General features: G+C 56.2%; 23 protein-coding genes. 3 read left to right on the top strand and 20 right to left on the bottom strand.

Annotated elements, in window-relative coordinates; all coding sequences use genetic code 11:
- Nucleotides 1–355 precede the first annotated feature (355 nt).
- Nucleotides 356–2,911 (top strand): DNA mismatch repair protein MutS, encoded by a 2,556-nt coding sequence (gene mutS, locus CPA59_RS05045; RefSeq protein ID WP_174213729.1) that lies wholly within the window; start codon nucleotides 356–358, stop codon nucleotides 2,909–2,911.
- Between the two features lie 76 nt (nucleotides 2,912–2,987).
- Here mutS and CPA59_RS05040 read toward each other — a convergent pair whose 3' ends face one another.
- Together CPA59_RS05040 and CPA59_RS05035 are read right to left on the bottom strand one after the other, a co-directional pair.
- The gene (locus tag CPA59_RS05040; RefSeq protein WP_038918098.1) at nucleotides 2,988–3,590 is read right to left on the bottom strand and encodes a copper resistance protein NlpE N-terminal domain-containing protein; all 603 of its coding nucleotides are present in this window, start codon (nucleotides 3,588–3,590) and stop codon (nucleotides 2,988–2,990) included.
- 45 nt (nucleotides 3,591–3,635) lie between these two features.
- A complete protein-coding gene (locus tag CPA59_RS05035; RefSeq protein ID WP_038918097.1) occupies nucleotides 3,636–4,184 on the bottom strand; it encodes a YaeQ family protein in 549 nt (182 codons plus the stop codon).
- A 239-nt stretch (nucleotides 4,185–4,423) separates the two neighbouring features.
- Here CPA59_RS05035 and CPA59_RS05030 point away from each other — a divergent pair, with 239 nt between their 5' ends.
- Nucleotides 4,424–4,624, top strand: coding sequence for a YaeP family protein (locus tag CPA59_RS05030; protein WP_013316770.1), 201 nt, complete (start codon nucleotides 4,424–4,426; stop codon nucleotides 4,622–4,624).
- Nucleotides 4,611–4,871 (top strand): Rho-binding antiterminator, encoded by a 261-nt coding sequence (gene rof / locus CPA59_RS05025; RefSeq protein WP_038661467.1) that lies wholly within the window; start codon nucleotides 4,611–4,613, stop codon nucleotides 4,869–4,871. The genes CPA59_RS05030 and rof overlap by 14 nt, the downstream gene beginning before the upstream one ends.
- A gap of 45 nt (nucleotides 4,872–4,916) precedes the next feature.
- Here rof and tilS read toward each other — a convergent pair whose 3' ends face one another.
- The 18 genes from tilS to tsf form a co-directional block, all read right to left on the bottom strand.
- The gene (gene tilS, locus CPA59_RS05020; RefSeq protein ID WP_107758815.1) at nucleotides 4,917–6,290 is read right to left on the bottom strand and encodes a tRNA lysidine(34) synthetase TilS; all 1,374 of its coding nucleotides are present in this window, start codon (nucleotides 6,288–6,290) and stop codon (nucleotides 4,917–4,919) included.
- Nucleotides 6,280–6,669, bottom strand: a complete 390-nt coding sequence (locus CPA59_RS05015) for a VOC family protein (RefSeq protein ID WP_049854464.1) — start codon at nucleotides 6,667–6,669, stop codon at nucleotides 6,280–6,282. The genes tilS and CPA59_RS05015 overlap by 11 nt, the downstream gene beginning before the upstream one ends.
- A 184-nt stretch (nucleotides 6,670–6,853) precedes the next feature.
- Nucleotides 6,854–7,813, bottom strand: coding sequence for an acetyl-CoA carboxylase carboxyl transferase subunit alpha (gene accA, locus CPA59_RS05010; RefSeq protein WP_038661476.1), 960 nt, complete (start codon nucleotides 7,811–7,813; stop codon nucleotides 6,854–6,856).
- A 12-nt stretch (nucleotides 7,814–7,825) separates the two neighbouring features.
- Nucleotides 7,826–11,308: a DNA polymerase III subunit alpha gene (dnaE, locus tag CPA59_RS05005; RefSeq protein ID WP_107758814.1), complete on the bottom strand. Its 3,483-nt coding sequence runs from the start codon at nucleotides 11,306–11,308 to the stop codon at nucleotides 7,826–7,828.
- Between the two features lie 75 nt (nucleotides 11,309–11,383).
- A complete protein-coding gene (gene rnhB / locus CPA59_RS05000; protein WP_107758813.1) occupies nucleotides 11,384–11,980 on the bottom strand; it encodes a ribonuclease HII in 597 nt (198 codons plus the stop codon).
- Nucleotides 11,977–13,125 carry a lipid-A-disaccharide synthase gene (lpxB, locus tag CPA59_RS04995; RefSeq protein ID WP_107758812.1) on the bottom strand — a complete coding sequence of 383 codons (1,149 nt, stop codon included), beginning with the start codon at nucleotides 13,123–13,125 and terminating at the stop codon, nucleotides 11,977–11,979. The genes rnhB and lpxB overlap by 4 nt, the downstream gene beginning before the upstream one ends.
- A 3-nt stretch (nucleotides 13,126–13,128) precedes the next feature.
- The gene (gene lpxA / locus CPA59_RS04990) at nucleotides 13,129–13,917 is read right to left on the bottom strand and encodes an acyl-ACP--UDP-N-acetylglucosamine O-acyltransferase (RefSeq protein WP_038661490.1); all 789 of its coding nucleotides are present in this window, start codon (nucleotides 13,915–13,917) and stop codon (nucleotides 13,129–13,131) included.
- Nucleotides 13,918–13,920: 3 nt separating this feature from the next.
- On the bottom strand, nucleotides 13,921–14,376 hold the full coding sequence (fabZ, locus tag CPA59_RS04985; protein WP_013316761.1) for a 3-hydroxyacyl-ACP dehydratase FabZ: 456 nt from the start codon (nucleotides 14,374–14,376) through the stop codon (nucleotides 13,921–13,923).
- Between the two features lie 149 nt (nucleotides 14,377–14,525).
- Nucleotides 14,526–15,548, bottom strand: a complete 1,023-nt coding sequence (gene lpxD / locus CPA59_RS04980; RefSeq protein WP_038661494.1) for a UDP-3-O-(3-hydroxymyristoyl)glucosamine N-acyltransferase — start codon at nucleotides 15,546–15,548, stop codon at nucleotides 14,526–14,528.
- Nucleotides 15,549–15,551: 3 nt separating this feature from the next.
- Nucleotides 15,552–16,049 (bottom strand): molecular chaperone Skp, encoded by a 498-nt coding sequence (gene skp, locus CPA59_RS04975; RefSeq protein WP_107758811.1) that lies wholly within the window; start codon nucleotides 16,047–16,049, stop codon nucleotides 15,552–15,554.
- A 145-nt stretch (nucleotides 16,050–16,194) separates the two neighbouring features.
- On the bottom strand, nucleotides 16,195–18,612 hold the full coding sequence (gene bamA, locus CPA59_RS04970; protein ID WP_038918088.1) for an outer membrane protein assembly factor BamA: 2,418 nt from the start codon (nucleotides 18,610–18,612) through the stop codon (nucleotides 16,195–16,197).
- Between the two features lie 34 nt (nucleotides 18,613–18,646).
- Nucleotides 18,647–20,002 (bottom strand): sigma E protease regulator RseP, encoded by a 1,356-nt coding sequence (gene rseP, locus CPA59_RS04965; protein WP_038918087.1) that lies wholly within the window; start codon nucleotides 20,000–20,002, stop codon nucleotides 18,647–18,649.
- 21 nt (nucleotides 20,003–20,023) lie between these two features.
- Entirely contained in the window at nucleotides 20,024–20,881 is an 858-nt protein-coding gene (gene cdsA / locus CPA59_RS04960) for a phosphatidate cytidylyltransferase (RefSeq protein WP_107758810.1), read from the bottom strand.
- A gap of 9 nt (nucleotides 20,882–20,890) precedes the next feature.
- Entirely contained in the window at nucleotides 20,891–21,652 is a 762-nt protein-coding gene (ispU, locus tag CPA59_RS04955; protein ID WP_038918085.1) for a (2E,6E)-farnesyl-diphosphate-specific ditrans,polycis-undecaprenyl-diphosphate synthase, read from the bottom strand.
- A gap of 181 nt (nucleotides 21,653–21,833) precedes the next feature.
- Complete coding sequence (ispC, locus tag CPA59_RS04950) at nucleotides 21,834–23,027, bottom strand: 1-deoxy-D-xylulose-5-phosphate reductoisomerase (protein ID WP_038918083.1); 1,194 nt, start codon at nucleotides 23,025–23,027, stop codon at nucleotides 21,834–21,836.
- Between the two features lie 199 nt (nucleotides 23,028–23,226).
- Complete coding sequence (gene frr / locus CPA59_RS04945; RefSeq protein WP_024104878.1) at nucleotides 23,227–23,784, bottom strand: ribosome recycling factor; 558 nt, start codon at nucleotides 23,782–23,784, stop codon at nucleotides 23,227–23,229.
- Between the two features lie 266 nt (nucleotides 23,785–24,050).
- Complete coding sequence (gene pyrH, locus CPA59_RS04940; protein WP_013316752.1) at nucleotides 24,051–24,782, bottom strand: UMP kinase; 732 nt, start codon at nucleotides 24,780–24,782, stop codon at nucleotides 24,051–24,053.
- A gap of 169 nt (nucleotides 24,783–24,951) precedes the next feature.
- Entirely contained in the window at nucleotides 24,952–25,809 is an 858-nt protein-coding gene (gene tsf / locus CPA59_RS04935; protein ID WP_038918082.1) for a translation elongation factor Ts, read from the bottom strand.
- Nucleotides 25,810–25,821: the final 12 nt, after the last annotated feature.

Raw genomic sequence — 25,821 nt, 5'->3', positions numbered from 1 at the left:
AAAAAGCAGCAAAGCCCCGGCCCCACTCAGTTATGATGAGTACAACGATGGTGAGTACAACTATGGTGAGTACAACTGTGGTAAGTACAACTGTGGTAAATACAACGTGCTGATTAAAAAGGTTGTCTGCATCCGGTAGATAAGGCGCCGCTACGTTGGCTGCCTATTCCGGGCTGCGTCCGGGTGAACGACCGCCACACAACGATTACTTAATGCTTGTTGAAGTCTATGCATGCTGGATAGATTCAGCGTCTCACAGGGAGCTGGATCGCATCTGGGAAAACATGAAAAATAGGGATCAAAATGCCCCAATTGCCCCAAAACTGGCATCGTAATTTATAAGTGATTTATTTAAATGGAAAAAGAAGACATTAGCTTGCATACCCCCATGATGCAGCAGTACCTGAAGCTGAAAGCCCAGCATCCCGATATTCTGCTGTTTTACCGCATGGGCGACTTCTATGAGCTGTTTTATGGCGACGCCAAACGCGCCTCACAGTTGCTGGATATTTCGCTGACCAAGCGCGGCGCTTCCGCGGGGGAACCCATCCCGATGGCAGGCGTACCTCACCATGCGGTGGAAAACTATCTGGCCAAACTGGTGCAGTTGGGCGAATCGGTGGCGATCTGCGAACAAATTGGCGACCCGGCCACCAGCAAAGGCCCGGTGGAGCGCAAAGTGGTGCGCATCGTCACCCCCGGCACCATTAGCGATGAAGCGCTCTTACAGGAAAAACAGGACAACCTGCTGGCCGCCGTCTGGCAGGAAGGCCGGGGATTCGGCTACGCCACGCTGGATATCAGCTCCGGCCGTTTCCGGCTGGTGGAGCCGGTTGACCGGGAAACCATGGCGGCGGAGCTGCAGCGCACCAATCCGGCGGAATTGCTCTATCCGGAAACCTTTGAAGCGATGTCCCTGATTGAGCATCGCCACGGGCTGCGCCGCCGTCCGTTGTGGGAGTTCGAACTGGACACCGCCCGCCAGCAGTTGAATCTGCAGTTTGGCACCCGCGACCTGACCGGTTTCGGCGTAGAGCAGGCGCACCTGGGGCTGCGCGCCGCGGGTTGTCTGTTGCAATACGCCAAAGATACCCAGCGAACCTCGCTGCCGCATATCCGCGGCATCACCGTGGAACGCCAGCAGGACGGCATCATCATGGATGCGGCGACGCGCCGCAATCTGGAGCTGACGCAGAACCTGTCCGGCAGCGGTGAGAATACGCTGGCCTCGGTGCTGGACCGTACCGTTACCGCGATGGGCAGCCGCATGCTGAAACGCTGGCTGCACGCGCCGATTCGCGACGTTCAGGCGCTGCTGCGGCGTCAGCAGGCCATCGGCGCACTGCGGGATACGGCGGCCGAACTGCAGCCGTTTTTGCGCCAGGTGGGCGATCTGGAGCGTATTCTGGCGCGTCTGGCGCTGCGCTCGGCGCGTCCGCGCGATCTGGCCCGAATGCGTCATGCCTTTCAACAGTTGCCGGACATTCACGCTCTGCTGGAAACGGTCAGCGCCGAAGCGGTACAACAATTGCGGACGCAAGTCGGCCATTTTGATGAGCTGCGCGACCTGCTGGAACACGCGGTGGTGGAAGCGCCGCCGGTATTGGTACGAGACGGCGGCGTCATCGCCAGCGGCTACAACGCCGAACTGGATGAGTGGCGCATGCTGGCCGATGGCGCCAGCGATTATCTGGAAAAACTGGAAATCCGCGAACGCGACCGGCTTGGCATCGACACGCTGAAGGTCGGTTTCAACGGCGTGCACGGTTACTACATTCAGGTCAGCCGTGGGCAGAGCCATCTGGTGCCGATGAACTATGTGCGCCGCCAGACGCTGAAAAATGCCGAGCGCTACATCATTCCCGAGCTGAAAGAATACGAAGACAAGGTACTGACCTCAAAAGGCAAGGCGCTGGCGCTGGAAAAAGCCCTGTACGAAGAATTGTTCGATCTGCTGCTGCCGCATCTGGCGGACCTGCAGCAAAGCGCCGGCGCGCTGGCGGAACTGGATGTTCTTACCAATCTGGCCGAACGCGCCGACACGCTGAACTACGTCTGCCCCACTCTCAGCGACAAACCGGGGATCAAGATTACCGGCGGCCGCCATCCGGTGGTGGAACAAGTGCTGAGCGAGCCCTTTATCGCCAACCCGCTGTCGCTGTCGCCTCAGCGTCGGCTGCTGATCATCACCGGCCCCAACATGGGCGGGAAAAGCACCTATATGCGACAAGCGGCGCTGATTGTGCTGATGGCGCACATCGGCAGCTACGTCCCGGCCGAACAGGCGGTGATTGGCCCGGTCGACCGTATCTTCACCCGCGTCGGCGCCGCCGATGATCTGGCTTCCGGCCGTTCAACCTTCATGGTGGAAATGACGGAAACCGCCAACATTCTGCATAACGCCACCGAACACAGTCTGGTGTTGATGGATGAAATCGGGCGCGGTACATCCACTTACGACGGTCTGTCGCTGGCCTGGGCCTGCGCCGAAGCGCTGGCGAACAAAATCAAGGCGATGACCCTGTTCGCCACTCACTATTTCGAGCTCACCAACCTGCCGGAAAAAATGGAAGGCGTGATCAATATCCATCTCGACGCGCTGGAACATGGCGACACCATCGCCTTTATGCACAGCGTGCAGGAAGGCGCAGCCAGCAAGAGTTACGGACTGGCAGTAGCGGCGCTGGCCGGCGTGCCGAAAGAGGTCATCAAGCGGGCAAGACAAAAGCTGAAAGAACTGGAGTCACTGGCAGGTCATGCTTCGGCCAGCCACGTCGACGGCTCGCAACTCGCGTTGCTCACGCCGGAAGAACCGTCGCCGGCGCTGGACGCGCTGGAAGCCATCGACCCGGACACGCTGACGCCGCGTCAGGCGCTGGATTGGTTGTATAAGCTGAAAGGAATGATGTAAAAGTGTTGAGCGGAGAACAACGGCTTTCAGGTTCTCCGCTCACGCTATCTCTGTCCGCCCAAGGCTCAAGGCTGCATCACAGGGCCACAGGATAGGCAATCACGCGGGAATATGAGTAATAGCTCACGTGCACGGCAGTGATTCCCGGCTCCATCGCAATGGAAAATACATGCCCACCCGGTTGCTTCGTCATATAACGCTCAACCGCAGCCGTTATCGCGCGCATATCACGACCGGGGAGCAGGCTCAGACATGCGGGCTCTACCGGTTTATCCTGCTTATCCACGGCAAGCAACCGGTAACGCTGAGCGGCGGCGCCCAACGGCTGGCCGTCATCGCCCAAGGCTTCAAGGCCATTGTTTAACGGGCGGAAATAGCGTTTCTCGCCATAGTTATCGGTCAGTACCAGCCGTTCGGCGGTACGGCTCCAGCGGCCCGATTCCGCAACGGTGGTGTTACCGTCAGTCCCGGACGGGTAGCTTTCCTGCATGACAAAACTGCCGTCCGTATTCAAAAACAGTGACGTATCCATCTCGCCGCACGCGCCACAAGGCAACTTACCGCGATAATATTGCGCCATCGGGCGTAATGGCTCTTCCTGAATCTGGGGGCGGGAATGGCACCCCATCAACCCCGATAATAAAAGAACAAGCATCACCCCTGTCGCCAGTTTTTTCATCCTTATTCTCCTGCTGTGTTGTGCTGGCATGCTGTCAGATCATCCTTAACCTTGGGCAATTTGCCAGCTACTGAACGACAATTCCAGATTATTCTGATCGTCAGACAGCCAGATAGTTCCTTCCTGCAACGTAGCCTGTAATGTCATGGAACGTTTCGCCAGGGCAGCCAGGCTCGCCAGTTGCTGATCATCGAGAAAATACACCGTCAGATTGGACAGAGACGCCGCCTTGTCGGCCATGTTTTGCCACCATACCCGGGCAGCGCGTTCGCCATAGGCATACAGCACCACGTCGGGCGACAGACTACAGGCTTTTTTCAGGCGTTTTTCATCAGGCAGGCCCAGTTCAATCCATAACATCAGTTGACCGTCGTCGCTATGTTGCCAGATTTCCGGCTCGTCATCCGCGCTCAATCCCTTGGTGAAACGCAACCGATCATCGGCATGGCAGATCCACGCCAGCAGTCGCAGCATCATGCGCTGGTCGGTTTCGGAAGGGTGCTGGGCCAGCGTCAGGCTGACATCCTGGAAAAACGCGCGATCCATATCGGCGATGTTGACGTTGGCTTTGTAAACCGTTGCTTTTAAGGCCATTCTCTACCCCTAATTACAGAGCCGTTAGTCTACCCCAGCTGCGACGTACATCACAGTCACATGCGCGTTATGGGCGGTAACAGCAGAATTATGCTGTTGCATTATGCTGATAACCTACCGGGGCCTATGCTATAGTCGGAAAGAAGATGAGAGTTTATCTTCGTAGACTTACATTGCAGTCACCATAACAATGAAGGATGCATGAATCTCTACCGGGTTAAGCTCTAAGAGAGGATATTATGCAACAATACAGTGAATTAGTGCGCCGTCTGTACGCGGAGATCGCCAGTGGCGATCTGGGGTTCATACCCGACGCGCTGGGTTGTGTGTTGAAAACCCTGGATGGCATCGCGACAAACAGCGAATTACCATCCTCTGTCAGGGAACAGGCGGCTTATGCCGCCGCTAACTTATTGGTGAGCGATTATGTCAATGAGTAATGAATATCAACCCATCAATTGTGATGACTACGATAACCTGGAAGCCACCTGCCAGCAGCATCTGACGCTGACGGTTGAACTGCGTACTGGCGAGGTCGTGGTCGGTAAAGCCAGTGATATGATCTCTCGAAAAAATATCGAATATCTGGTGATTGAAGAGTCGGGTCAGAAACGCGAGCTCCGTCTCGACCATATCCTCAGCTTCAGTCACCCCGAAATTGGTAAAGTGGTGGTCAGCGAGCCCTGACAGCCCTTTTCGTCTACAGCAACGGACAACGCGGGTTGTCCGTTTTTATTTCAGCCCACGCCAGTCGATAAACCATCCGCTCTCATCCGCCGTCGCCTGTCCTTCACGGGTCACAAATCGCCCGACCGCCGCAATCAACTGGTCGTTATAGAAAATCAGCGGCGTGCGTTCCCGCAGCCACGGCGGCACGTCCAGCTCCTGCCATAATTTCTTGATAGGGCGGCCATGCGCGCGCCCGACTATCTGCACATACCCCTGAAAACCGAAACGCACGGTGACGACTTCGTCATGGCGCGGCTGCCGCATCCAGGTTCCCTGCGTCGATACCCGCAGTTGCCCGAGGTTATCCGGCAACGGCAAGGGCGCGGCCGCTGGCTGCCACGGCAGCACATATCCGGTTACCGGCGTCATCGCCGGCAGCAGATACAAGCAGTGGCGAAACCGCCTGACCTGCCACGAACCGAGTTGCAGGCAAGGGTTGGCATCGTCACGGCTGGTCGCCACCTCTTCCCACAATCGCGTCAATTGTTCGCGGGACGGCATACGCGCGCCCTGCTCCGCCAGCCAACGACGCAACAAAGCGAACCGCCGTGCGGCGCTCATTGGCGTCAACGCCGCCACGCTCAACGCGCCATCGGCATTGCGCAGCGTCGCCAGCGACTCAGCCAGCAGTTCATCCAGCAGTTGTTCCTGTTCCGCGCACAGTTCGGCGCTGCGCGCCACCGCTGAAGGGAAATGAGGCCAACGCCGTTTCAGCAACGGCAACACCTGTCGGCGCAGAAAATTGCGGTCGTAGCGCTCATCGGCGTTGCTGTCATCCTCCACCCACGTCAACTGGTACGCGTTGGCATAAGCCTCCAGTTGTTCGCGGGCTATCCCCAGCAGCGGGCGTTGCAGCCGAACGCCGTTTGGTTGCGCGGTCGCCGCCATCGACGCCAGTCCGGCAGGCCCGCTGCCGCGTTTAAGCGCCAGCAGGAACGTTTCGCTCTGGTCATCCTGATGTTGGGCCGTCAGCAGCGTTTCCCCGTCATGCAAATGTTGTTGCAACGCCTGATAACGCGCGGACCGCGCAGCGGCTTCAACGCCGCCGTCGCGGGCATCCACCTGAACCTGCAACACATCAAACGGCACCTGCCAGCGCAGGCACTGGGCGCGGCAATGTTCAGCCCACGCATCGGCATGCGCGCTCAGGCCGTGATGCACATACACCGCCCGCAGAGGCAATTCCTGTAAAGACAATTCCTGTAAAGACAATACCGGTAAAGACGATACACGCCGTCGGCGTAAACGCATCATCAAATGCAGCAGCACGCTGGAGTCCAGCCCGCCGCTGTAGGCCACCAGATAGTGCCCATCGGCCGCAATCTGCGCGTCAATCGCCGTCAGCAGTTCGGGAAAAATATCGGTATCAGCGTTCATACAACTCAAGCGGCAATCCGTCCGGATCGGCAAAGAAGGTAAAACGGCGGCCGGTATACTCGTCTGTCCGCACCGGCTCGCAGTCCACCCCCGCCTCGTTCAGCGCAATGACCGCCTGTTCGATATCGTCAACCGCAAACGCCAGATGACGCAGCCCGCAGGCTTCCGGTCGGCTGACGCGTGCCGGCGGCGAAGGGAATGAAAACAGTTCGATCAGATAAGCGCCGTTAAGCGCCAGATCGCCTTTCCAGGAGTCACGGGCCGCCCGGTAGACCTCCTGTTGCAGCGTAAAACCGAGCACGTCGCAATAGAAACGCTTACTGCGCTCATAATCCGAGGCAATAATCGCGATATGGTGAACATCCAGCAATGTCAGCATAAGAGTGGTTCCCTTGAATGGCGCGCCACCACGCTCGCCGATGCCATGTCATGGTTGAGGAGAAAATGCGGGTCGAACAATAAGCCGCCGCGGTGATGGCACGTCGCGTAACACCGTTATCAGCATAACAAAAAGTCCGCGATCGTTCCCAATCGCGGACTTGTTTGATGCATAGCGAGGTAAATCAGCAGTAGCCGTAATTCATCAAACGCTGGTAACGGCGGTTCAGCAATTCCTGTTCGCTCAGCGTATCCAGTTCGTTCAGGTCAGACAGCAACTGTGATTTCAGCGATGCGGCCATTGCTGCTACATCACGATGGGCTGAGCCCAGCGGTTCCGGAATCACCGAGTCAATCAGCTTCAGCTCTTTCAGACGCGGTGCGGTAATCCCCATCGCTTCCGCAGCCAGCGGCGCTTTGTCGGCGCTTTTCCACAGAATCGAGGCGCAGCCTTCCGGCGAAATAACTGAATAGGTGCTGTACTGCAGCATGTTCACCTTGTCGCCGACACCGATAGCCAGCGCGCCGCCGGAGCCGCCTTCGCCAATCACCGTACAGACGATCGGTACACGCAGGCTGGACATTTCGCGCAGGTTGCGGGCGATCGCTTCAGACTGGCCGCGCTCTTCCGCCCCTACGCCCGGATACGCGCCCGGGGTGTCGATAAAGGTGATGATCGGCATTTTGAAACGTTCAGCAGTCTCCATCAGGCGTAGCGCCTTGCGGTAACCTTCCGGCGCCGGCATCCCGAAATTGCGACGGATTTTTTCTTTGGTTTCGCGGCCTTTCTGATGACCAATAATCATAACCGGACGCCCGTCAAGACGGGCGATGCCCCCGACGATTGCCTTGTCATCGGCATAGGCGCGATCGCCGGCCAGTTCGTCAAAGTCGGAGAAAATGTGCTGAACGTAGTCCAGGGTATAAGGACGCTGTGGATGGCGCGCCAGTTGGGCAATCTGCCAGGCGCCCAGATCGGCGAAGATTTTGCGCGTCAGCTCTACGCTCTTTTCACGCAGACGCTTAACTTCTTCATCCAGATTAATATCCAATTTTTCATCTTGGCGGCTGACTGCGGTCAGGGAATCAATCTTTGCTTCCAACTCTGCAATCGGCTGCTCAAAATCAAGAAAATTCAGACTCATAGTATTCCTATTTTAGTCAAATTCCAGTTCTACCTGTTCATTACCAACCAGGGTACGTAAATCATTCAGCAACCCATCGGTGGGCGTGATACGCCATGCCGCACCGAAACGTAGCCGGGCACGCGCGTCCTGGCGCTGGTAGTAGAGATGCACCGGAATCGTCCCCGATCGATGGGGTTCCAACGACTGACGGAGACGGTTTAACAACTGGTCATCAATTTGCCTGTCAGTCAGCGAGATAGCAAGCCCGCGCGCGTATTTTTCCCGCGCTTCGCTGATATCCATTAGCTCTCTGACCGTCATTTTAAGTCCGCCGCTGAAGTCATCAAAGCTGACCTGTCCGCTGGCAATCAAAATGCGATCCTGCTCCAGCAGGTGCTGATATTTTTCCAGCGCGTCGGTAAACAGCATCACTTCCAGACGACCGGAACGATCATCCAGCGTACAGACGCCAATACGGTTGCCCCGTTTGGTCACCATCACCCGGGCGGCGAGCACCAACCCGACGGCAGTGGTCATTTTTCCCCGCTCCGTGGGGTGCATGTCTTTTAAACGCACGCCTCCCGCGTAGCGTTCAATTTCCTTCAGATACTGATTGATGGGGTGTCCGGTCAGGTACAACCCCAATGTTTCCCTTTCGCCGTCCAGCACCACCTGTTCCGGCCACGGCGGCACCGTGCTGTAGGATTGCTCCACCTGCTCAGGCGTTTCCGCCAGCACCCCGAACATATCCGCCTGACCGATAGCCTCCGCTTTCGCGTGCTGTTCCGCCGACTTCATGGCATCCGCCAGCGAATTCATCAACGCCGCCCGGTGCGGCCCCAGCCGGTCAAACGCGCCGGACATAATCAGCTTTTCCAGCACCCGCCGGTTCAGCTTTTTGATATCGGTACGGGCGCAGAGATCAAACAAATCGCGGAAATAACCATCGTTATTACGCGCTTCAATGATGGCTTCGATCGGCCCTTCACCCACGCCTTTGATGGCGCCGATGCCGTAGACGATCTCGCCGTCATCGTTGACGTGAAAATGGTACAGACCGCTGTTGATGTCCGGCGGCAGGATCTTCAGCCCCATACGCCAGCATTCGTCCACCAATCCGACGATCTTGTCGGTGTTGTCCATATCCGCGGTCATCACCGCCGCCATGAACTCCGCCGGATAATGGGCCTTCAGCCACAGCGTTTGATACGATACCAGCGCGTAGGCGGCCGAATGCGACTTGTTAAAGCCGTAACCGGCGAACTTCTCCACCAGGTCGAAGATTTTCATCGACAGCTCGCCGTCGACGCCCATATTCTCCGCGCCCTCTTTAAATACCGAGCGCTGCTTGGCCATCTCTTCGGGCTTTTTCTTACCCATCGCACGACGCAGCATATCCGCGCCGCCAAGGGTATACCCCGCCAGCACCTGGGCAATCTGCATCACTTGTTCCTGATACAGGATGATACCATAGGTCGGTTCCAGCACCGGTTTCAGCGTCTCATGCTGCCACTCGATATCCGGGTAGGAAATCGCTTCACGCCCGTGTTTACGGTCGATAAAGTTATCCACCATGCCCGACTGCAGCGGCCCCGGACGAAACAGGGCCACCAGTGCGATCATATCCTCAAAGCAGTCCGGCTTAAGGCGTTTGATCAGGTCTTTCATGCCGCGCGATTCAAGCTGGAATACCGCCGTGGTTTCCGAGCGTTGCAGCATATCGAAACTTTTCTTGTCGTCCAGCGGGATGGCGGCGATATCCACCGGCTCCAGCCCTTGCTTGCCGCGCCGGGCGTTGATCATCTCCAGCGCCCAGTTGATGATGGTCAGCGTGCGCAGGCCGAGGAAGTCGAATTTCACCAGACCGGCGTATTCCACGTCGCTTTTGTCGAACTGGGTGACCGGGTGGTTGCCTTCCGGGTCGCAGTACAGCGGCGCAAAATCGGTAATTTTGGTAGGCGAAATCACCACGCCCCCGGCGTGCTTGCCGGCGTTGCGGGTCACCCCTTCCAGTTTGCGCGCCATGTCGATCAGCGCCTTAACCTCTTCGTCCGCTTCGTAAATTTCACCCAGTTGCGGCTCGGCGGCGAAGGCTTTCTCCAGCGTCATGCCAGGGTCGGGCGGCACCAGTTTGGAAATGCGATCGACAAAACCGTACGGATGCCCCAGTACCCGGCCAACGTCGCGGATAACCGCTTTGGCAGCCATGGTACCGAAGGTGATGATCTGCGACACCGCGTCGCGGCCGTACATGTCCGCCACGTGATCAATCACCAGATCGCGTTTTTCCATGCAGAAGTCGACGTCAAAGTCAGGCATCGAAACACGCTCCGGGTTAAGGAAGCGTTCGAACAGCAGGTCAAACTCCAGCGGATCCAGATCGGTGATTTTCAGCGCATACGCCACCAGCGAGCCGGCGCCGGAGCCGCGTCCCGGCCCTACCGGCACGTCGTTGTCCTTCGACCACTGGATAAATTCCATTACGATCAGGAAGTAACCGGGAAAACCCATCTGGTTGATGACGTTGAGTTCGATTTCCAGACGTTCGTCGTATTCCGGGCGGCGCTGGGCGCGAACCTCTTCATCCGGGAACAGGAATTCCAGTCGTTCTTCCAACCCTTTTTTGGAGCACATCACCAAATAGTCTTCGGTCGACATGTCGCCGGTAGGGAATTGCGGCAGGAAATACTCGCCGAGCCGAATGGTGACATTACAGCGTTTGGCTATCTCTACGGTGTTGATGAGCGCTTCGGGGATATCGGCAAACAGCTCGCACATCTCCTCCTCGCTGCGCATGTACTGCTGCACGCTATAATTTCGGGGGCGTTTCGGGTCGTCCAGCGTGAAGCCGTCATGAATCGCCACGCGGATCTCATGGGCCTCGAAGTCATCCTGACTGATGAAGCAGACCTCGTTGGTGGCGACCACCGGCAAGCCATGCGCGGTCGCCAGCTCCACCGCCGCATGCAGGTAGCTTTCCTCATCCGGCCGGCCGGTACGGATCAGCTCCAGATAAAACCGCTGCGGAAAATGCTGCTGATAAAAGGCGACGCTCTGTTCCACCAGCACCTGATTGCCGCGCAGCAAAAACTTGCCGATGTCGCCGTGGCGCCCGCCGGACAACAGCAACAACCCGGCCTGATACTCCACCAGCCATGCTCGATCAATCGTGGGCCCGGCCGCGCCGTACCCGCGCTGATAGGCGCGGGAAATCAACAGCGTCAGGTTCTGATAACCTTCGTTGTTCATCGCCAGAATGGTGAGGTGCGCCAGTTCGTCGCCCAGCTCTTCACTCTGCAGATAAAAATCCGCACCGATGATTGGCTTGATGCCGGCGCCGTGCGCGCCGCCATAGAATTTCACCAGCCCGCACAGGTTGGTAAAATCGGTGATCGCCAGCGCCGGCATCCCCAGCGCAGCCGCTTTTTTTACCAACGGGCCGGTTTTCGCCAGCCCATCGATCATGGAATAGTCACTGTGAACACGCAGGTGAACAAAACGTGGTTCGGCCATTTCCGGATCCCATAATCTCTTCAGTAACCCGCCTGGTGAACAACATCAGGCACATATGCGTTTTATGCGTTTGCGTTATGCCAGGTCCAGCGCCCGTTTGACCGGGGCGAAACTGCGCCTGTGATGAAGGGTGGCGCCCAGCGTCGCCAGCTTTTCAAGATGATACGCCGTAGGATACCCCTTGTGCTGCGCAAATCCATACTCTGGAAACTGCTGGTCCAGCACTTCCATTTCGCGATCTCGCGTCACTTTGGCCAGAATCGAGGCCGCGCTGATTTCCGCCACCCGGCTGTCGCCTTTGACCACCGCCTGCGACGGCATCGGCAACGATGGGCAGCGATTACCGTCGATCAGCACAAAATCCGGCGTGATGGGCAATCCGGCTACCGCGCGCTGCATCGCCAGCATGGTGGCGTGCAGAATATTGAGCGTATCGATCTCTTCCGGTTCAGCGCGGCCAAGACTCCAGGCCAGCGCTTTTTCACGGATTTCGTCGTACAGCGCCACACGGCGCTTCTCGCTAAGCGTTTTGGAATCCGCCAGCCCGGCAATCGGCCGGTTGGGGTCCAGAATTACCGCCGCCGTAACCACCGCGCCCACCAGAGGGCCGCGGCCCACTTCATCCACACCGGCAATACAATGCGCCTGGGGATAAACAAAAACCTCACTCATGACCGCCACAGCTCCAGTACAGCCTGCGCCGCCTGCTCATCGGCGTCGCATCGAATCTGCTCATGCAGGTGCAAAAAGACCTGCTGCAATTGCTGCGCCGCTTCGCCGCCAGCCAGCCAGGGCTGCAGCGCCGCCGACAGTTTGTCAGGCGTGCAGTCATCCTGCAGCAATTCCCTGACCAGCTCGCGCCCGGCCAGCAAATTGGGCAACGACACCCACGGCGTTTTCACCAGTCGTTTCGCCAGCCAGAACGTGAAGGGCTTCATCCGATATCCAACCACCATCGGACTCTTCGCCAGCATGCACTCCAGCGCGGCCGTACCGGACGCGAGTAGTGTGGCGTCGCTGGCGATCATCGCTTCACGCGCCTGCCCGTCCAGCAGGCGAACATCCATCTCTGGCGCAACCTCAGCTTTAATCTGTTCAAACTGTTCGCGGCGACGTTGGTTAACCATCGGCACCACGACTTCCAGCCTAGGATAGGTTTGCCGCAGCAATTGCGCCGTTTTCAGAAAATCGGCGCTCAGCATTTCCACTTCGGCGCTTCGGCTGCCGGGCAGTAGCGCCAGACAACGCGCATCCTCAGCCAGCCCGAGCGCACGCCGGGCCGCAGCTTTGTCCGGATGCAACGGCATTGCATCCGCCATGGTATGGCCGATAAAACGGCAAGGGACATTGAAACGATCGTAAAACGCTTTTTCGAACGGCAGAAACGCCAGCACCAGATTGGTGGCTTTACCGATTTTAAACACACGATTCTGCCGCCATGCCCACACCGACGGGCTGACATAGTGAATGGTTTTGATGCCATTCTGCTTGAGGCGGCCTTCCAGAGTAATGTTGAAATCGGGGGCGTCGATGCCGACAAACACATCCGGCTGCAATTCGCTGAAGCGCTGCGTCAGGTCGCGACGGATCTTCAGTAAGCGCGGCAGGCGCCCCAGCACCTCCACCACGCCCATCACCGCCAGCTCTTCCATCTCGTACCAGGCTTCGCAACCTTCCGCCTGCATACGCGGCCCGGCCACGCCGACAAAGCGGGCATCGGGCACGTGCGTTTTCAGCGCGCGGATCAGGCCTGCGCCAAGAATATCGCCGGAGGTTTCTCCGGCGACCAGTCCGATAGTCAGGGGACGCGGCGTCATAACTTAGCGAATAATGCCGCGCGTCGAGCGGGTAAAGAAATCAAGGTATGCCTGTACCGCCGGGTGCTCCGCCGCCAGCGCTTCAAGATCGGCTTTCACTTCGTCCAGCGTTCTGCCGCTGCGATAGATCAGCTTGTAAGCGTTGCGGATAGCATGCAGGGTTTCTTTTTCAAACCCACGGCGCTTCAGCCCTTCAATGTTGATGCCGAACGGCGTGGCGTGGTTGCCCTGCGCGATCAGATACGGCGGGACATCCTGCGCCACACCGGAGCAGCCGCCCACCATCACGTGCGCGCCAATTACGCAGAACTGATGCACCGCCGTCATGCCGCCAATGATCGCGAAATCATCAACGGAGACATGACCGCCCAGCGTGGCGTTGTTCGCCAGGATACAGCGATTGCCAATGACGCAATCGTGAGCGATATGCGTATTGATCATCAGCAGGTTATCATTACCGACTTTAGTCAACCCGCCGCCCTGCGCTGTGCCACGGTGAATGGTCACGCTTTCACGGATACGGTTACGGTCGCCCACTTCAACGCGAGTCGGCTCGCCTGCGTATTTCAGGTCCTGATTGACTTCACCAATCGTGACAAACTGATAGATTTCGTTATCACAACCAATCTTGGTGATACCGTTAATGACGACATGAGATTTCAGTACCGTACCCGCGCCGATTTCAACCTGCGCACCGATATGGCAGAACGGCCCAATATGCACACCGGCGCCGATAACAGCGCCGTCTTCAACAATCGAACTGGGGTGAATAAAGGCGGTTTGATCAATCACGAATCAGCCCTCCCGACGACGAGCGCACATCATTTCAGCTTCACAAGCAATTTCACCATCAACTTTGGCAACGCCCTTGAATCGCGCGATACCGCGGCGTTCCTTGAGGAACTCGACTTCCAGAATCATCTGATCGCCCGGCGCAACAGGACGTTTGAAACGCGCTTCGTCTACAGCGGCGAAATAGTACAGCTCGCCCGGTTCCAGTTTACCCAGGCTCTTGAACGCCAGAATACCGGTAGCCTGAGCCATAGCTTCCAGAATCAGCACGCCGGGAAAAATCGGTTTACCAGGGAAATGCCCCTGAAAGAACGGCTCGTTAAAAGAGACATTTTTTACCGCGCGCAGGAATTTTCCTTTCTCAAAATCCAGTACACGATCCACCAGCAAGAACGGATAGCGGTGCGGTAGTAGATCCAGAATCTCTTCGATATGCAGAGTATGCGTGTCTGTATTCAAAATACTCTTCCTGTCAATAAAAACGATAGCATCAACAACACGGCCTGCACATTCCCCAACCAGGGAGGAACAACATGCAGGCCGCAAATAAAAATTGCGCACACGGCGCCAGTCTTGCGTCCGAAACGCAGGGTTGCGAATACGGGTGATTAACGGTCTTCGAGCTTACGCTCGACAGCTTTGAGCCGTTTGCTCATCTCGTCAATATTCATCACCAGCGCTGCAGTCTTACGCCAGACCTTGTTCGGCTGCAATGGGATACCGGAAGAATAAACGCCCGGCTCAGTGATAGGCCGCATGACCATCCCCATCCCTGTGACTGTAACCTTGTCGCAAATCTCCATGTGACCATTGATCACGCTGGCGCCACCAATCATGCAGTACCGGCCAATCTTCAGACTGCCCGCCATGATTACCCCGCCAGCAACCGCGGTATTGTCCCCAATCACAACGTTGTGTGCAATCTGACATTGGTTATCAATGATGACACCGTTACCAATAATGGTATCGTCCAGCGCGCCGCGATCGATGGTGGTACTGGCGCCAATCTCGACACGATCGCCGATGATGACCGTTCCCAGCTGGGGAATTTTGATCCAGTTACCGCGATCATTAGCGTAACCAAATCCATCCGAACCGATTACCGCACCGGACTGAATCAGGCACTGTTCGCCCAATACGACGTTATGGTAAATCGTGACATTGGCCCATAACCGGGTTCCAGCCCCGATACGGGCATTCTTGCCGATAAAGCAGCCCGCGCCAACGATCGCGCCATTACCCAGTTCCACGCCGGATTCGATAACAGCATTCGCGCCCACCGAAACCCCATCTCCTAAACGCGCATCAGGAGCAATCACCGCGGAAGGTGCGATCCCCTGTGCAGGCGCCGGCGTTGTATCCATCAACTGCGCCATACGCGCATAGGCCAAATAAGGATTCTTTACTACCAGAGCGGCCTTGTCGCAAAACGGCAAATCGGCCTCTGTCAGCACCACGGCGGAAGCCTGAGTGCTGCTCAGTTGCTCGCGATAGCGGCTATCGGATAAAAACGTAATCTGTCCTGCCTGCGCTGAATGCATAGAAGCAACAGCGGTGATGACGATATCGCCATCACCGTGTAATTGTGCATCCAACTGTTGAGCCAAGGCGTCCAGTCGAATTGAAAACATGAATTATTTAACCTGTTTCAGCACATCTGCAGTAATGTCTTTCGCGTTGTCAGCATAGGCAACCGCGTTAGCGTCGATAACCACATCATAGCCCTGCTTAGTGGCAACCGCTTTGACCGCGTCCTGAATACGGCTCAGGATCTTGTTGCGCTCTTCCATCTGACGACGACGGTTGTCCTGATCGAACGCCTGAGCTTTGCTGGAGAATTGCTCGCGCTGGGCCATCACGTCGCTTTCCATTTTGGAGCGTTCGCTGACTTTCATGGTAGAACCATCACGCTGCAGTTTCTGCATTTTTTCCTGCAGAGCACGTTCCATAGACTGCAGCTCAGAGGCGCGGCCTTTGAACTCGTTCTCCAGCTGTTTGCCCACTGCTTCACGCTGCGGCAGCTGTTGGAAGATGCTGGAAACATTGACAATCGCAATCTTGTCGGCAGCCTGGGCGCCGGCAGATACAGCCAGCGTTAAACCTAAACCTGCGGCATACAACCACTTTTTCACTTTGAAACTCCTCACCCTAAGTATTTCTGCGCTGATCGCGCTTATCGTAATCGCGACATCGGCGGCCAAGCTGTACACTCAAGCCGCCGCCGGATGCCGGTACATCTTCCTTTTCCTTTCAACCTCGAACACCAGGCAGTTCTGCTTACCAGGTCTTACCGATGTTAAACTGGAACTGCTCGGAGCGATCCCCATCGTATTTCTTAAACGGCTGGGCATACGAGAACACCAGCGGCCCCAGCGGCGACATCCATTGCACAGCAAGACCTGAAGACATACGAATATTACCAGGCGTACTGTAATCCGGCACGCCGGCAGCCAGCGTCTGAGCGGTGTTTTCCCAGTGAGTATCCCACACAGTACCGGCATCGACGAAGAAAGATGTACGGATAGAACTGGAGTACTTGTCGCTAATGAACGGCGTCGGCACGATCAGTTCCGCACTGGCGACCGCCATTGCGTTACCACCCACCGCATCTCTCATTTTAGTGGAGTCAATGCTGCAAGACGACACGCTCTCTGAACCGCACCCGGTGTAGTAGGCCGCTTTCGGACCGATGGTATTGGAGCGGAAACCACGCACCGAACTAGAGCCGCCCGCAAAGAAGTTGTCGTAGAACGGCACTTCCTTACCACTCAGACCATCGGCATAACCGGCTTTGGTTCTCGCCATCAGCACCCAGTTGTGGTTTTCGCTGAGCGGGAAGTAACTCGCCGAATCGAAGGTCAGTTTATAGTATTCGTTGTCCGAACCCGGCACGGTCACCTTGGCGTTCAGGTTGGCGCGGTTGCCCGCTGTCGGGAAGTAACCGCGGTCAAGGTTATTGTAGGTCCAGCCAGACGTCAGGAAGAAGTCGTTGGCGTCGAAACTGGCGCTCGACGTGGTACGTGGATCCGGATCCACGCCGGCTTTGTTCAGATAACGCCACATCGCCACCTGCGGCTTCATATCCGACAGGGAGTTGTGTACATAATCAAGGCCGACGCGCAACGAGTTGTTTTCGTTGATCGGGAAGCCCAGCGTCGTGCCCGCACCGTAACTTTGGTTGGTGTAGTCGGACAGGTCCGCATCCAACGCTTTAAAGTTGTTGTAGAAAATACGGCCGCCGAGGCTGACGCCATCCACCGTGAAGTATGGATCGGTCATCGACAGTTCGACATAGGTCTGGTAGTCGTTGCGGGTACCGCTGATGCCAACCGAGTTACCGGTCCCCAGCCAGTTGTCCTGCTGGACGCCGGCCTGGAAGCTGATGCCGCTTTCAGTACCGAAACCGACACCGAAGTTAAGGCTACCGGTGTTACGCTCCTTGACCTTGTACACCACGTCTACCTGATCAGGCGTTCCCGGTACGCGCTGGGTCTCAACATCCACACTTTCGAAATAGCCAAGGCGGTTCAGTCGTTCTTTACCCTGCTGCACCAGATCGTTGCCGAGCCAGCCGCCTTCCATCTGACGCATTTCGCGGCGCAGTACGGAGTCTTTGGAAACATCGTTGCCGTCAAAGCGAATGCGGCGTACGGTGAAGCGGTTGCCGGCATCCACGTTGATGTTCAGGCGCACGGTCTTGTCGCTATCGTTGATTTCCGGCTGGGTCACCACGCGGGGATAGGCATAGCCATAACGTCCCAGCAGTTTTTTGATGTCCTCTTCCATCCGGGTCACTTTGGTGCCGTTATACAGCTCGCCCGGCTGGACGCGGGTCAAATCTTCGATTTCGGTGGCATGACCAACCAGATTACCGCGCACCACCACGCCGGACAGCTTGTACTGATCGCCTTCGGTGATGTTGACGGTGATGTAGATGCCTTTCTTGTCAGGCGTCAGGCTGACCTGGGTGGAATCGATATTGAAGCGCGCATAACCGCGGTCGAGATAAAAACTGCGCAGGGTTTCCAGGTCGCCGGAAAGTTTCTGCTTCTCGTATTTGCGATCACCGACCACGTTCCACCACGGCACTTCGTCACGTAACTGGAAGCGGGAAATCAATTCATCAGAGCTGAAGGACTTGTTGCCGACGATGTTGATTTGCTGGATCTTGGCGGATACCCCTTCGGTAAACACCAGTTTGAGGTCGACGCGATTGCGGGGCAGCGGCGTCACGACGGCTTTCACCGTGGCGCTGTATTTACCTACGCTGTAGTAGAAATCTTCCAGTCCTTTTTCGATGTTGGACAAGGTGGTGCGGTCCAGCGCCTCACCGACGCGAACACCGGAGGCCTCAAGATTCTCTTTGAGCATCTCCTCTTTCACCGCCTTGTTGCCGGAGAAGGTCAGGCTGGCAATCGTCGGACGCTCCTTGACCTGAATCAGCAGTGAATCCCCATCGCGCAGGACACGGACATCTTCGAAGTTTCCGGTCGCAAACAAAGCCCGAATGGTGTTACCGATATCCTCGTCAGTGACGGAATCTCCCACCCGGACAGGCATGCTGAGCAATGCCGCACCGACGGCAACCCGCTGCAGGCCCTCGAAATGAATATCTTTCACTACGAACCCGTCTGCACCGTATACGGTGGCGCTGCTAAACAGCAGCGACGCTATGAGCAACTTTTTCATCGCCATCGTTGTTATGCGTTTTTCCTAACCTGTTCCACACCTAAAGGCGGGAGAAATCATTGAAAAGTGCGAGTCCCATTAACATCATCAGCAACACCGTGCCAATGCGATAGCTAACGTCCTGCACACGCTCGGAAACCGGTCCGCCCTTCAGCTTTTCAATCGCCAGAAAGAGCAGATGACCACCATCCAGTACTGGCAGCGGGAACAGATTGATAATCCCCAGGTTGACGCTGATCAACGCCAAAAACATCAGGTAATACACCAATCCGTAGTCTGCTGACATGCCTGCTCCCTGCGCGATGGAGATCGGGCCGCTCAGATTATTCAGCTTCACGTCACCGGTAATCAGCTTACCCAGCATACTGACTGTCAGTTTCATCAACAGCCAGGTTTTATTCCCGGCTTCATAGATGGCGCTGAACGGCCCATACTGGCGCACGGTCTTGTACTCATCAGGCAAAGGGGTGACTTTCGGCACTACACCGGCAAACCCTTCCAGCCGGTTCTTCCCCACCGTTTTGCTATCAGGCGTCAGAGCAACGGACAGCGAGTCACCGCCTCTTTCCACCTCCAGCGTAATCGGTTTGCCTGGGTTATCACGCACGGCAATGACAAACTGCTGCCAACGAGCCAACAGCTGACCATCGACTTTAACGATCCTGTCCCCGACTTGCAAACCCGCTTTTTCAGCCGCGGAACGCGGCTGAACCTGCGTCAGTACCGCTTCGACCTGCGGTCCTTTGGGCACAATCCCCAGCGATACCGCCGGATCCTGCCTTTCCGGATCGAAATGCCAGTCTTGCAGTTCAAGCCGCTTACTCTCGGTTCTGGCGACGCCCAGCGGCGCAGTTTCAATCACCACGTCAGGTTCGCCAATCTTGCCAATCAGGGCCAAACGCGCGCTATCCCAGTCAGGCGTTTCGATGCCATCAATCGACTTTAGTTCCATCCCCGGCGAAATTTGGGCCTGTGCGGCAATCGAACCGGGTAAAACCTCGCCAACCACCGGGCGGACGCCCGGCACGCCAATAATGAACACCAGCCAATAGGCGATAACGGCGAAAATGAAGTTCGCGATCGGTCCGGCGCTGACAATCGCCGCCCGTTGCCAGACGGTCTTATGATTGAATGCCTGATGCTCAAGCCCCGCAGGCACCTCATCAACCCGGCCATCCAGCATTTTCACATAGCCGCCCAACGGAATCAGCGCGATCACATACTCGGTTCCCTGACGATCACGGCGACGCCACAGCGCCTTGCCGAAACCGATGGAGAAACGTTCGACGCGAACGCCGCAACGGCGGGCAACCCAGAAATGCCCAAATTCGTGCACGGTGATCAGCACACCGAGTGCGACGATAAATGCGGCCAGGCTCCAGAGAATATTCAGCATAAACAGACTCTACCTGTATTCCTAAACGGCCTTGAACAGCAGCAGCATCAGGCAGGCAAATACCGGAATGGCTGCGGTCAGGCTGTCAATACGATCCAGTACCCCACCGTGACCCGGAATCAGATGACTGCTGTCCTTGATGCCGGCCTCACGCTTGAACATGCTCTCAGTCAGATCGCCCAATACCGAAGCCAGCGTCGCTACTACGGAGCAAACCAGCAAGGTAAAGGTAGAAACAGACAATGGCGCATAGTGGCTAAACAGTAACGCAATCATCGCCGACGTTGCCAGCCCGCCGATAAATCCCTCCCAGGTTTTTCCCGGCGAGACTTTCGGCGCCAGCTTATGCCGGCCGAACAGTTTGCCAAACAGGTAGGCGCCGCTATCGGCGCCCCAAACCAGCACCATCACATACAGCAACCACCAGGCGCCGCTAAAAGGGTTGGTTTCATATTCGAACTGGCGCAGCGCCACCATCCCCCAGAAAAAAGGCACAATGGTCAACAGGCCGAAACACAGACGCAGTAGGCGGGAATGACGCCACACCGCAGCGGAAGACGGATAAAACAGGACCATCAGCAACGCCACGCCCCACCAGGCAAGGGAGAGCCATAGCGAAAGGCAAACCGGTACAAGCGCAACGGAATAATGATAATCAGGCAGAGTCAGCAGCATCGCCGCCAGCACGAAACCGCAGGCGATGGAAAGCCAGATTCGCTGTGTGTAAGAAACCAGACCAGCCAGTTGACCCCACTCCCAGGCGGCCAGCATACAGACAGCCAGCGTTACCAGAGAGAAAACCAACGGCGGCAGGAAAAAAAGCGCCGCAATAACCAAAGGAATAAGAACCAGCGCAGTAATCAGGCGATACTTCAGCAAAAATACCCCCTACGATGCACCCGCATCGTCAGGTGTGGTTCCCCCAAAGCGACGCTCACGTTGAGCAAAGGCATGAATGGCACCTTCAAAGGTTTGTTCGTCAAAATCCGGCCAGAGAACATCGGTAAAATAGAGTTCTGCATACGCAATCTGCCACAGCAGGAAATTGCTGATGCGATGTTCTCCACTGGTTCTTATTAGCAGATCAACCGGAGCCAGATCGTTCAAGCACATGTAGCGACTCAGAGTCGACTCGTCAATGGTATCAGGACGCAGCAACCCTTCCTGAACCTGTTCGGCGATTTTTCTGACCCCGTGGATAATATCCCAACGCCCGCCATAATTCGCGGCAATATTCAGGGTGAGACCAGTATTATTTTCCGTCACAGCCTCTGAGCGGCGAATAAGTCCCTGCAATCGACTACTGAAGCGACTGATATCACCGATGACTCTCAGACGGACATTGTGCTTGTGCAAATTCTTGACTTCGCTATCCAGCACGCGCACAAACAGTTCCATCAGCGCAGAAACCTCCTGCGCCGGACGATTCCAGTTTTCGCTGCTGAACGCATATAGCGTCAGTGCTTCAAGGTTCTGGCCGACCGCATAACTGATCGCACGGCGTACTGACTTCACTCCCGCCTGATGACCGAAGATCCGCAGCTTTCCCCTCTGTTTAGCCCAGCGGCCATTGCCATCCATGATTATCGCTACATGGCGCGGACCGTTAGGTAACAACTTCTGACTACCTTGTTGATTTTCGGAGGGCATAGCGTGTATTGATTTCCTCGAGCAAGAAAATGATTATTCCAGTCGCGCCAAACCTGACAGCATAAAAAAAGCTGTGAACACACAGCTTTCCATCACCGTGGCTTTTATTAATAACCACCTGCATCAAGCGGCGCAGACTATACCATTTCAGGCGCATGTGAACAAACACACCAGCGTAAGGTTACTGATAACGCCGCAATACATTTTCTGCGGCTTGTCTTGCCCAGGTATCGATAGACAATACATCATCAACGCTTTGCGGTTCAGGTAATGTCAACTGTTCCATCACGCTCTGATTGACTGCGGCGATATCGGTAAAACGAATACCGGATTGTAAAAATGCCGCAACCGCAATTTCATTTGCCGCATTGAGTGCCGTCGTAGCGGCTTGCCCCTGATTGCATGCGTCGATCGCCAGACGCAGACAAGGGTACCGCTGGAAATCCGGCGCAGAGAAGGTCAAAGCCCCTAACTGGCAGAAATCAAGCGCCGGCGCGCCGGAAAAAACGCGATCGGGGTAGGCCATCGCATAGGCTATGGGGGTTCGCATATCGGGCGTTCCCAACTGAGCCATCACACTGCCATCCCGGTAACGCACCATGGAATGGATGACTGATTGGGGATGGATAACCACTTCCATCTGTGCTTCCGAGGCGTTAAACAGCCAGCGCGCCTCGATATATTCCAGTCCCTTATTCATCATGGTGGCGGAATCCACCGAAATTTTTCGCCCCATAGACCAGTTTGGATGGGCGCACGCCTGATCAGGGGTGACGCAATCCAATGCGGCAAACGGAATCTCGCGGAATGGCCCACCTGAACCGGTCAGCACAACCCGCTCAACCCCGTATTGCTTCAGGGAAGCATATCCCAGTTGCCGTTGGATTGGCTCAGGTAAACTCTGAAAAATGGCGCTGTGTTCACTATCAACCGGCAACAGTTGCGCCCCGTTCTTCGAAACCTCGTCCATAAACAGACGGCCGCAGGTCACCAGAGATTCTTTATTGGCCAGCAGCACCTGCTTGCCGGCGCGAATCGCCGACAATGCCGGCAACAAACCGGCTGCGCCAACAATCGCCGCCATCACCTGATCGACCTCGTCCAGCGCCGCCAGCTCACAGGCAGCCTTCTCGCCTGACAGCACGGTTGTCCGACTACCGGCTTCGTTTAAGCGGATGCGGAGTTCACGCGCAGCGTCTTCGTCTGCCATTGAGGCGTATGCCGGGCAAAACTCCAGGCACTGTTCCGCCATCAGGGAAACATTGCGTCCGGCAACCAGTGCCGTTATCGAAAATTTGTCTGGATTGGCCCTGACCACGGCCAGGGAACTGACGCCAATAGAACCGGTGGAACCGAGGATTGTCAGTTGCTTCATGAATATGACCTGATAAAACTGGGTTTGATAACAGGCGTGGTGCCAGTCTGTAACGTCAGCGCTGGCCTGTCGATAAGGCTGGCGTGAAAATGCGCGGCGTTACGCAAAACATCCCGCATCCAAAAGCTGAAAAACAAAACGCCGCAGGAGGCGCGGGCCTGACCCTGCACCTGCCGCGGCGCTGTGCCTGACTGACGGATTAGAAATCCATCAGTTCTTTTTCTTTCTCGGCCAGAACGGCATCGATCTTCTTGATAAAGCTGTCAGTGAGCTTCTGAACGTCGTCCTGAGAACGGCGTTCATCATCTTCGCTGATGGTCTTATCTTTCAGTTGCGCCTTCAGCTTGTCGTTGGCATCACGGCGAACGTTACGTACCGCCACTCGGCTCTGCTCGGCTTCGCCGCGCACCACCTTGATCAGGTCTTTACGACGTTCTTCCGTCAGCGGCGGCAGCGGAACGCGGATAACCGTACCGGCGGACATCGGGTTAAGACCCAGATCGGATGCCATGATGGCTTTTTCCACCGCCGGGCCCAACGTCCGGTCAAATACGGTGACGGCCAGCGTACGCGTGTCTTCCACCACGATGTTGGCTAACTGGCGTAACGGGGTTGCGCTACCGTAATATTCCACATGAATGCCGTCCAGAAGACTGGGGGACGCGCGGCCAGTACGCACTTTGCTGATCTGGTTCTTGAAAGCTTCTACGCATTTGTCCATGCGCGTTTCAGCGTCTTTTCTGATTTCATTAATCACGTTGTGAACCCTTGAAAACTGGTTGCCAGTCAGGTCACGCGCGGCTTGCATGACCCAGCGAATCATTGATTACCAGCGGCAGGCTGGCGATGTATGGCGCAATCTTGTATACCCGTCATATTTCAAGTTGCAGGTGTGTTGGCTGCGTTCGTTCACCCGAATCACTTACCTGAGTAAGCTCATCGGGATTCTCTCTCTTGCCGCCTTCCTGCAACTCGAATTATTTGGGCATATCACCAAAACAAGATATTACCTTAAATTAGACGTCAGCCGTTATTACTGATCAACGTCCCTTCTTTTTCGCCCATGACGACGCGACGCAGCGCCCCCGGCTTATTCATATTGAACACCCGGATCGGCAGGTTGTGGTCACGCGCCAGCGTAAAGGCCGCCAGATCCATCACTTTAAGTTCGCGCTCCAGCACTTCCTGATAGCTCAACGATTCGTAGAGCGTCGCATTGGGATCTTTAACCGGGTCAGCCGAAAATACGCCATCCACTTTGGTGGCTTTCAGTACGACATCAGCTTCGATTTCAATCCCGCGCAGGCAAGCAGCGGAGTCGGTGGTGAAGAAGGGGTTGCCGGTACCGGCGGAGAAAATCACCACGCGGTTGTTGCGCAGCAGGCTGATGGCTTCAGCCCAGCTGTAGTTATCGCACACGCCATTGAGCGGAATGGCCGACATCAGGCGGGCGTTGACATAAGCACGATGCAGCGAATCACGCATCGCCAGACCGTTCATGACGGTAGCCAACATCCCCATATGATCACCCACCACACGGTTCATGCCTGCTTTGGCCAGACCAGCGCCGCGGAACAGGTTGCCGCCGCCGATCACTACACCGACCTGAATGCCCAACTCAACCAGTTCCTTCACTTCCTGGGCCATGCGATCGAGGATGCTCGCATCGATACCGAAACCTTCAGCTCCCTGCAGCGCTTCGCCACTCAGCTTCAGCAGGATACGTTGATATACGGGTTTTGCGTTGGTTGCCATGGTGTTCTTGTCCTAACAGGCTGTCATCGTACTGGGGGTTATTACTGCCACACCCGGCACACCATCGATAGGGGCCAGATGCCATGAAATTGCTTGTATCACGAATTACAGGTATCGCGAATAGTTTGGCTGGATAAAAAGGAACCGCCAACTGGCGGCTCCTTTTTTATTAAGACTGCTTGCTCATTGCTGCGACTTCGGCAGCAAAGTCAACTTCAGCTTTCTCGATGCCTTCACCCACTTCGTAGCGGATGAAGCTGCTCACGGAGGCATTGTGCTCTTTCAGCAACTGGCCAACGGTTTTGTTCGGGTCCATTACGAAGTTCTGACCGGTCAGAGAGATCTCGCCGGTGAACTTACGCATGCGGCCTTCAACCATTTTTTCAGCGATTTCGCGCGGCTTGCCGGACTGCATGGCGATGTCCAGCTGGATCTGATGCTCGCGGGCAACGACGTCAGCCGGCACGTCTTCAGCATGAACGTATTCCGGTTTGCTGGCGGCGATGTGCATGGCAACGTGCTTGATCAGCTCTTCGTCGGCACCGGTAGCGGCAACCATAACGCCGATACGAGCGCCGTGCATGTAAGAACCCAGCGCGTCGCCAGTCTGAACGGCGATACGACGGATGTTGATGTTTTCACCGATTTTCGCTACCAGCGCGGTGCGCTGTTCTTCGAATTTCGCTTTCAGAACTTCAACATCAGTGATGCGTTCGTTCAGCGCAGCGGCGATAACTTCTTCGCCAAACGCTTTGAAGCCGGCGTCTTTTGCTACGAAGTCAGTTTCGCAGTTCAGTTCAACGATGACGCCGTATTTGCCGTCAGCGGCAATTTTGGTCAGGATCACGCCTTCAGCAGCAACGCGACCTGCTTTTTTCGCAGCTTTAGCCTGGCCGGATTTACGCATGTTGTCGATTGCCAGCTCGATGTCGCCATTGGCTTCAACCAGAGCTTTTTTACATTCCATCATGCCTGCGCCGGTACGTTCGCGCAGTTCTTTTACCAGGGCAGCGGTAATTTCAGCCATTATCTTTTCCTC

The sequence above is a fragment of the Dickeya sp. Secpp 1600 genome, from assembly GCF_003049805.1.
Taxonomy (GTDB): domain Bacteria; phylum Pseudomonadota; class Gammaproteobacteria; order Enterobacterales; family Enterobacteriaceae; genus Dickeya; species Dickeya fangzhongdai.
This window is presented reverse-complemented; position numbering and strand designations above follow the sequence as displayed.

Excerpts from the sequence above, each read along its gene's own strand:
- rnhB (WP_107758813.1), bottom strand. The coding sequence starts at position 11,980 with ATGAGTGAGGTTTTTGTTTATCCCCAGGCGCATTGTATTGCCGGTGTG.
- tilS (WP_107758815.1), bottom strand. The coding sequence starts at position 6,290 with ATGAACGCTGATACCGATATTTTTCCCGAACTGCTGACGGCGATTGAC.
- lpxB (WP_107758812.1), bottom strand. The coding sequence starts at position 13,125 with ATGACGCCGCGTCCCCTGACTATCGGACTGGTCGCCGGAGAAACCTCC.
- pyrH (WP_013316752.1), bottom strand. The coding sequence starts at position 24,782 with ATGGCAACCAACGCAAAACCCGTATATCAACGTATCCTGCTGAAGCTG.
- tsf (WP_038918082.1), bottom strand. The coding sequence starts at position 25,809 with ATGGCTGAAATTACCGCTGCCCTGGTAAAAGAACTGCGCGAACGTACC.
- rseP (WP_038918087.1), bottom strand. The coding sequence starts at position 20,002 with ATGCTGAATATTCTCTGGAGCCTGGCCGCATTTATCGTCGCACTCGGT.
- dnaE (WP_107758814.1), bottom strand. The coding sequence starts at position 11,308 with ATGGCCGAACCACGTTTTGTTCACCTGCGTGTTCACAGTGACTATTCC.
- bamA (WP_038918088.1), bottom strand. The coding sequence starts at position 18,612 with ATGGCGATGAAAAAGTTGCTCATAGCGTCGCTGCTGTTTAGCAGCGCC.
- CPA59_RS05030 (WP_013316770.1), top strand. The coding sequence starts at position 4,424 with ATGCAACAATACAGTGAATTAGTGCGCCGTCTGTACGCGGAGATCGCC.
- lpxD (WP_038661494.1), bottom strand. The coding sequence starts at position 15,548 with ATGTTTTCAATTCGACTGGACGCCTTGGCTCAACAGTTGGATGCACAA.
- rof (WP_038661467.1), top strand. The coding sequence starts at position 4,611 with ATGTCAATGAGTAATGAATATCAACCCATCAATTGTGATGACTACGAT.
- ispC (WP_038918083.1), bottom strand. The coding sequence starts at position 23,027 with ATGAAGCAACTGACAATCCTCGGTTCCACCGGTTCTATTGGCGTCAGT.
- mutS (WP_174213729.1), top strand. The coding sequence starts at position 356 with ATGGAAAAAGAAGACATTAGCTTGCATACCCCCATGATGCAGCAGTAC.
- accA (WP_038661476.1), bottom strand. The coding sequence starts at position 7,813 with ATGAGTCTGAATTTTCTTGATTTTGAGCAGCCGATTGCAGAGTTGGAA.
- ispU (WP_038918085.1), bottom strand. The coding sequence starts at position 21,652 with ATGCCCTCCGAAAATCAACAAGGTAGTCAGAAGTTGTTACCTAACGGT.
- CPA59_RS05040 (WP_038918098.1), bottom strand. The coding sequence starts at position 3,590 with ATGAAAAAACTGGCGACAGGGGTGATGCTTGTTCTTTTATTATCGGGG.
- CPA59_RS05035 (WP_038918097.1), bottom strand. The coding sequence starts at position 4,184 with ATGGCCTTAAAAGCAACGGTTTACAAAGCCAACGTCAACATCGCCGAT.
- CPA59_RS05015 (WP_049854464.1), bottom strand. The coding sequence starts at position 6,669 with ATGCTGACATTGCTGGATGTTCACCATATCGCGATTATTGCCTCGGAT.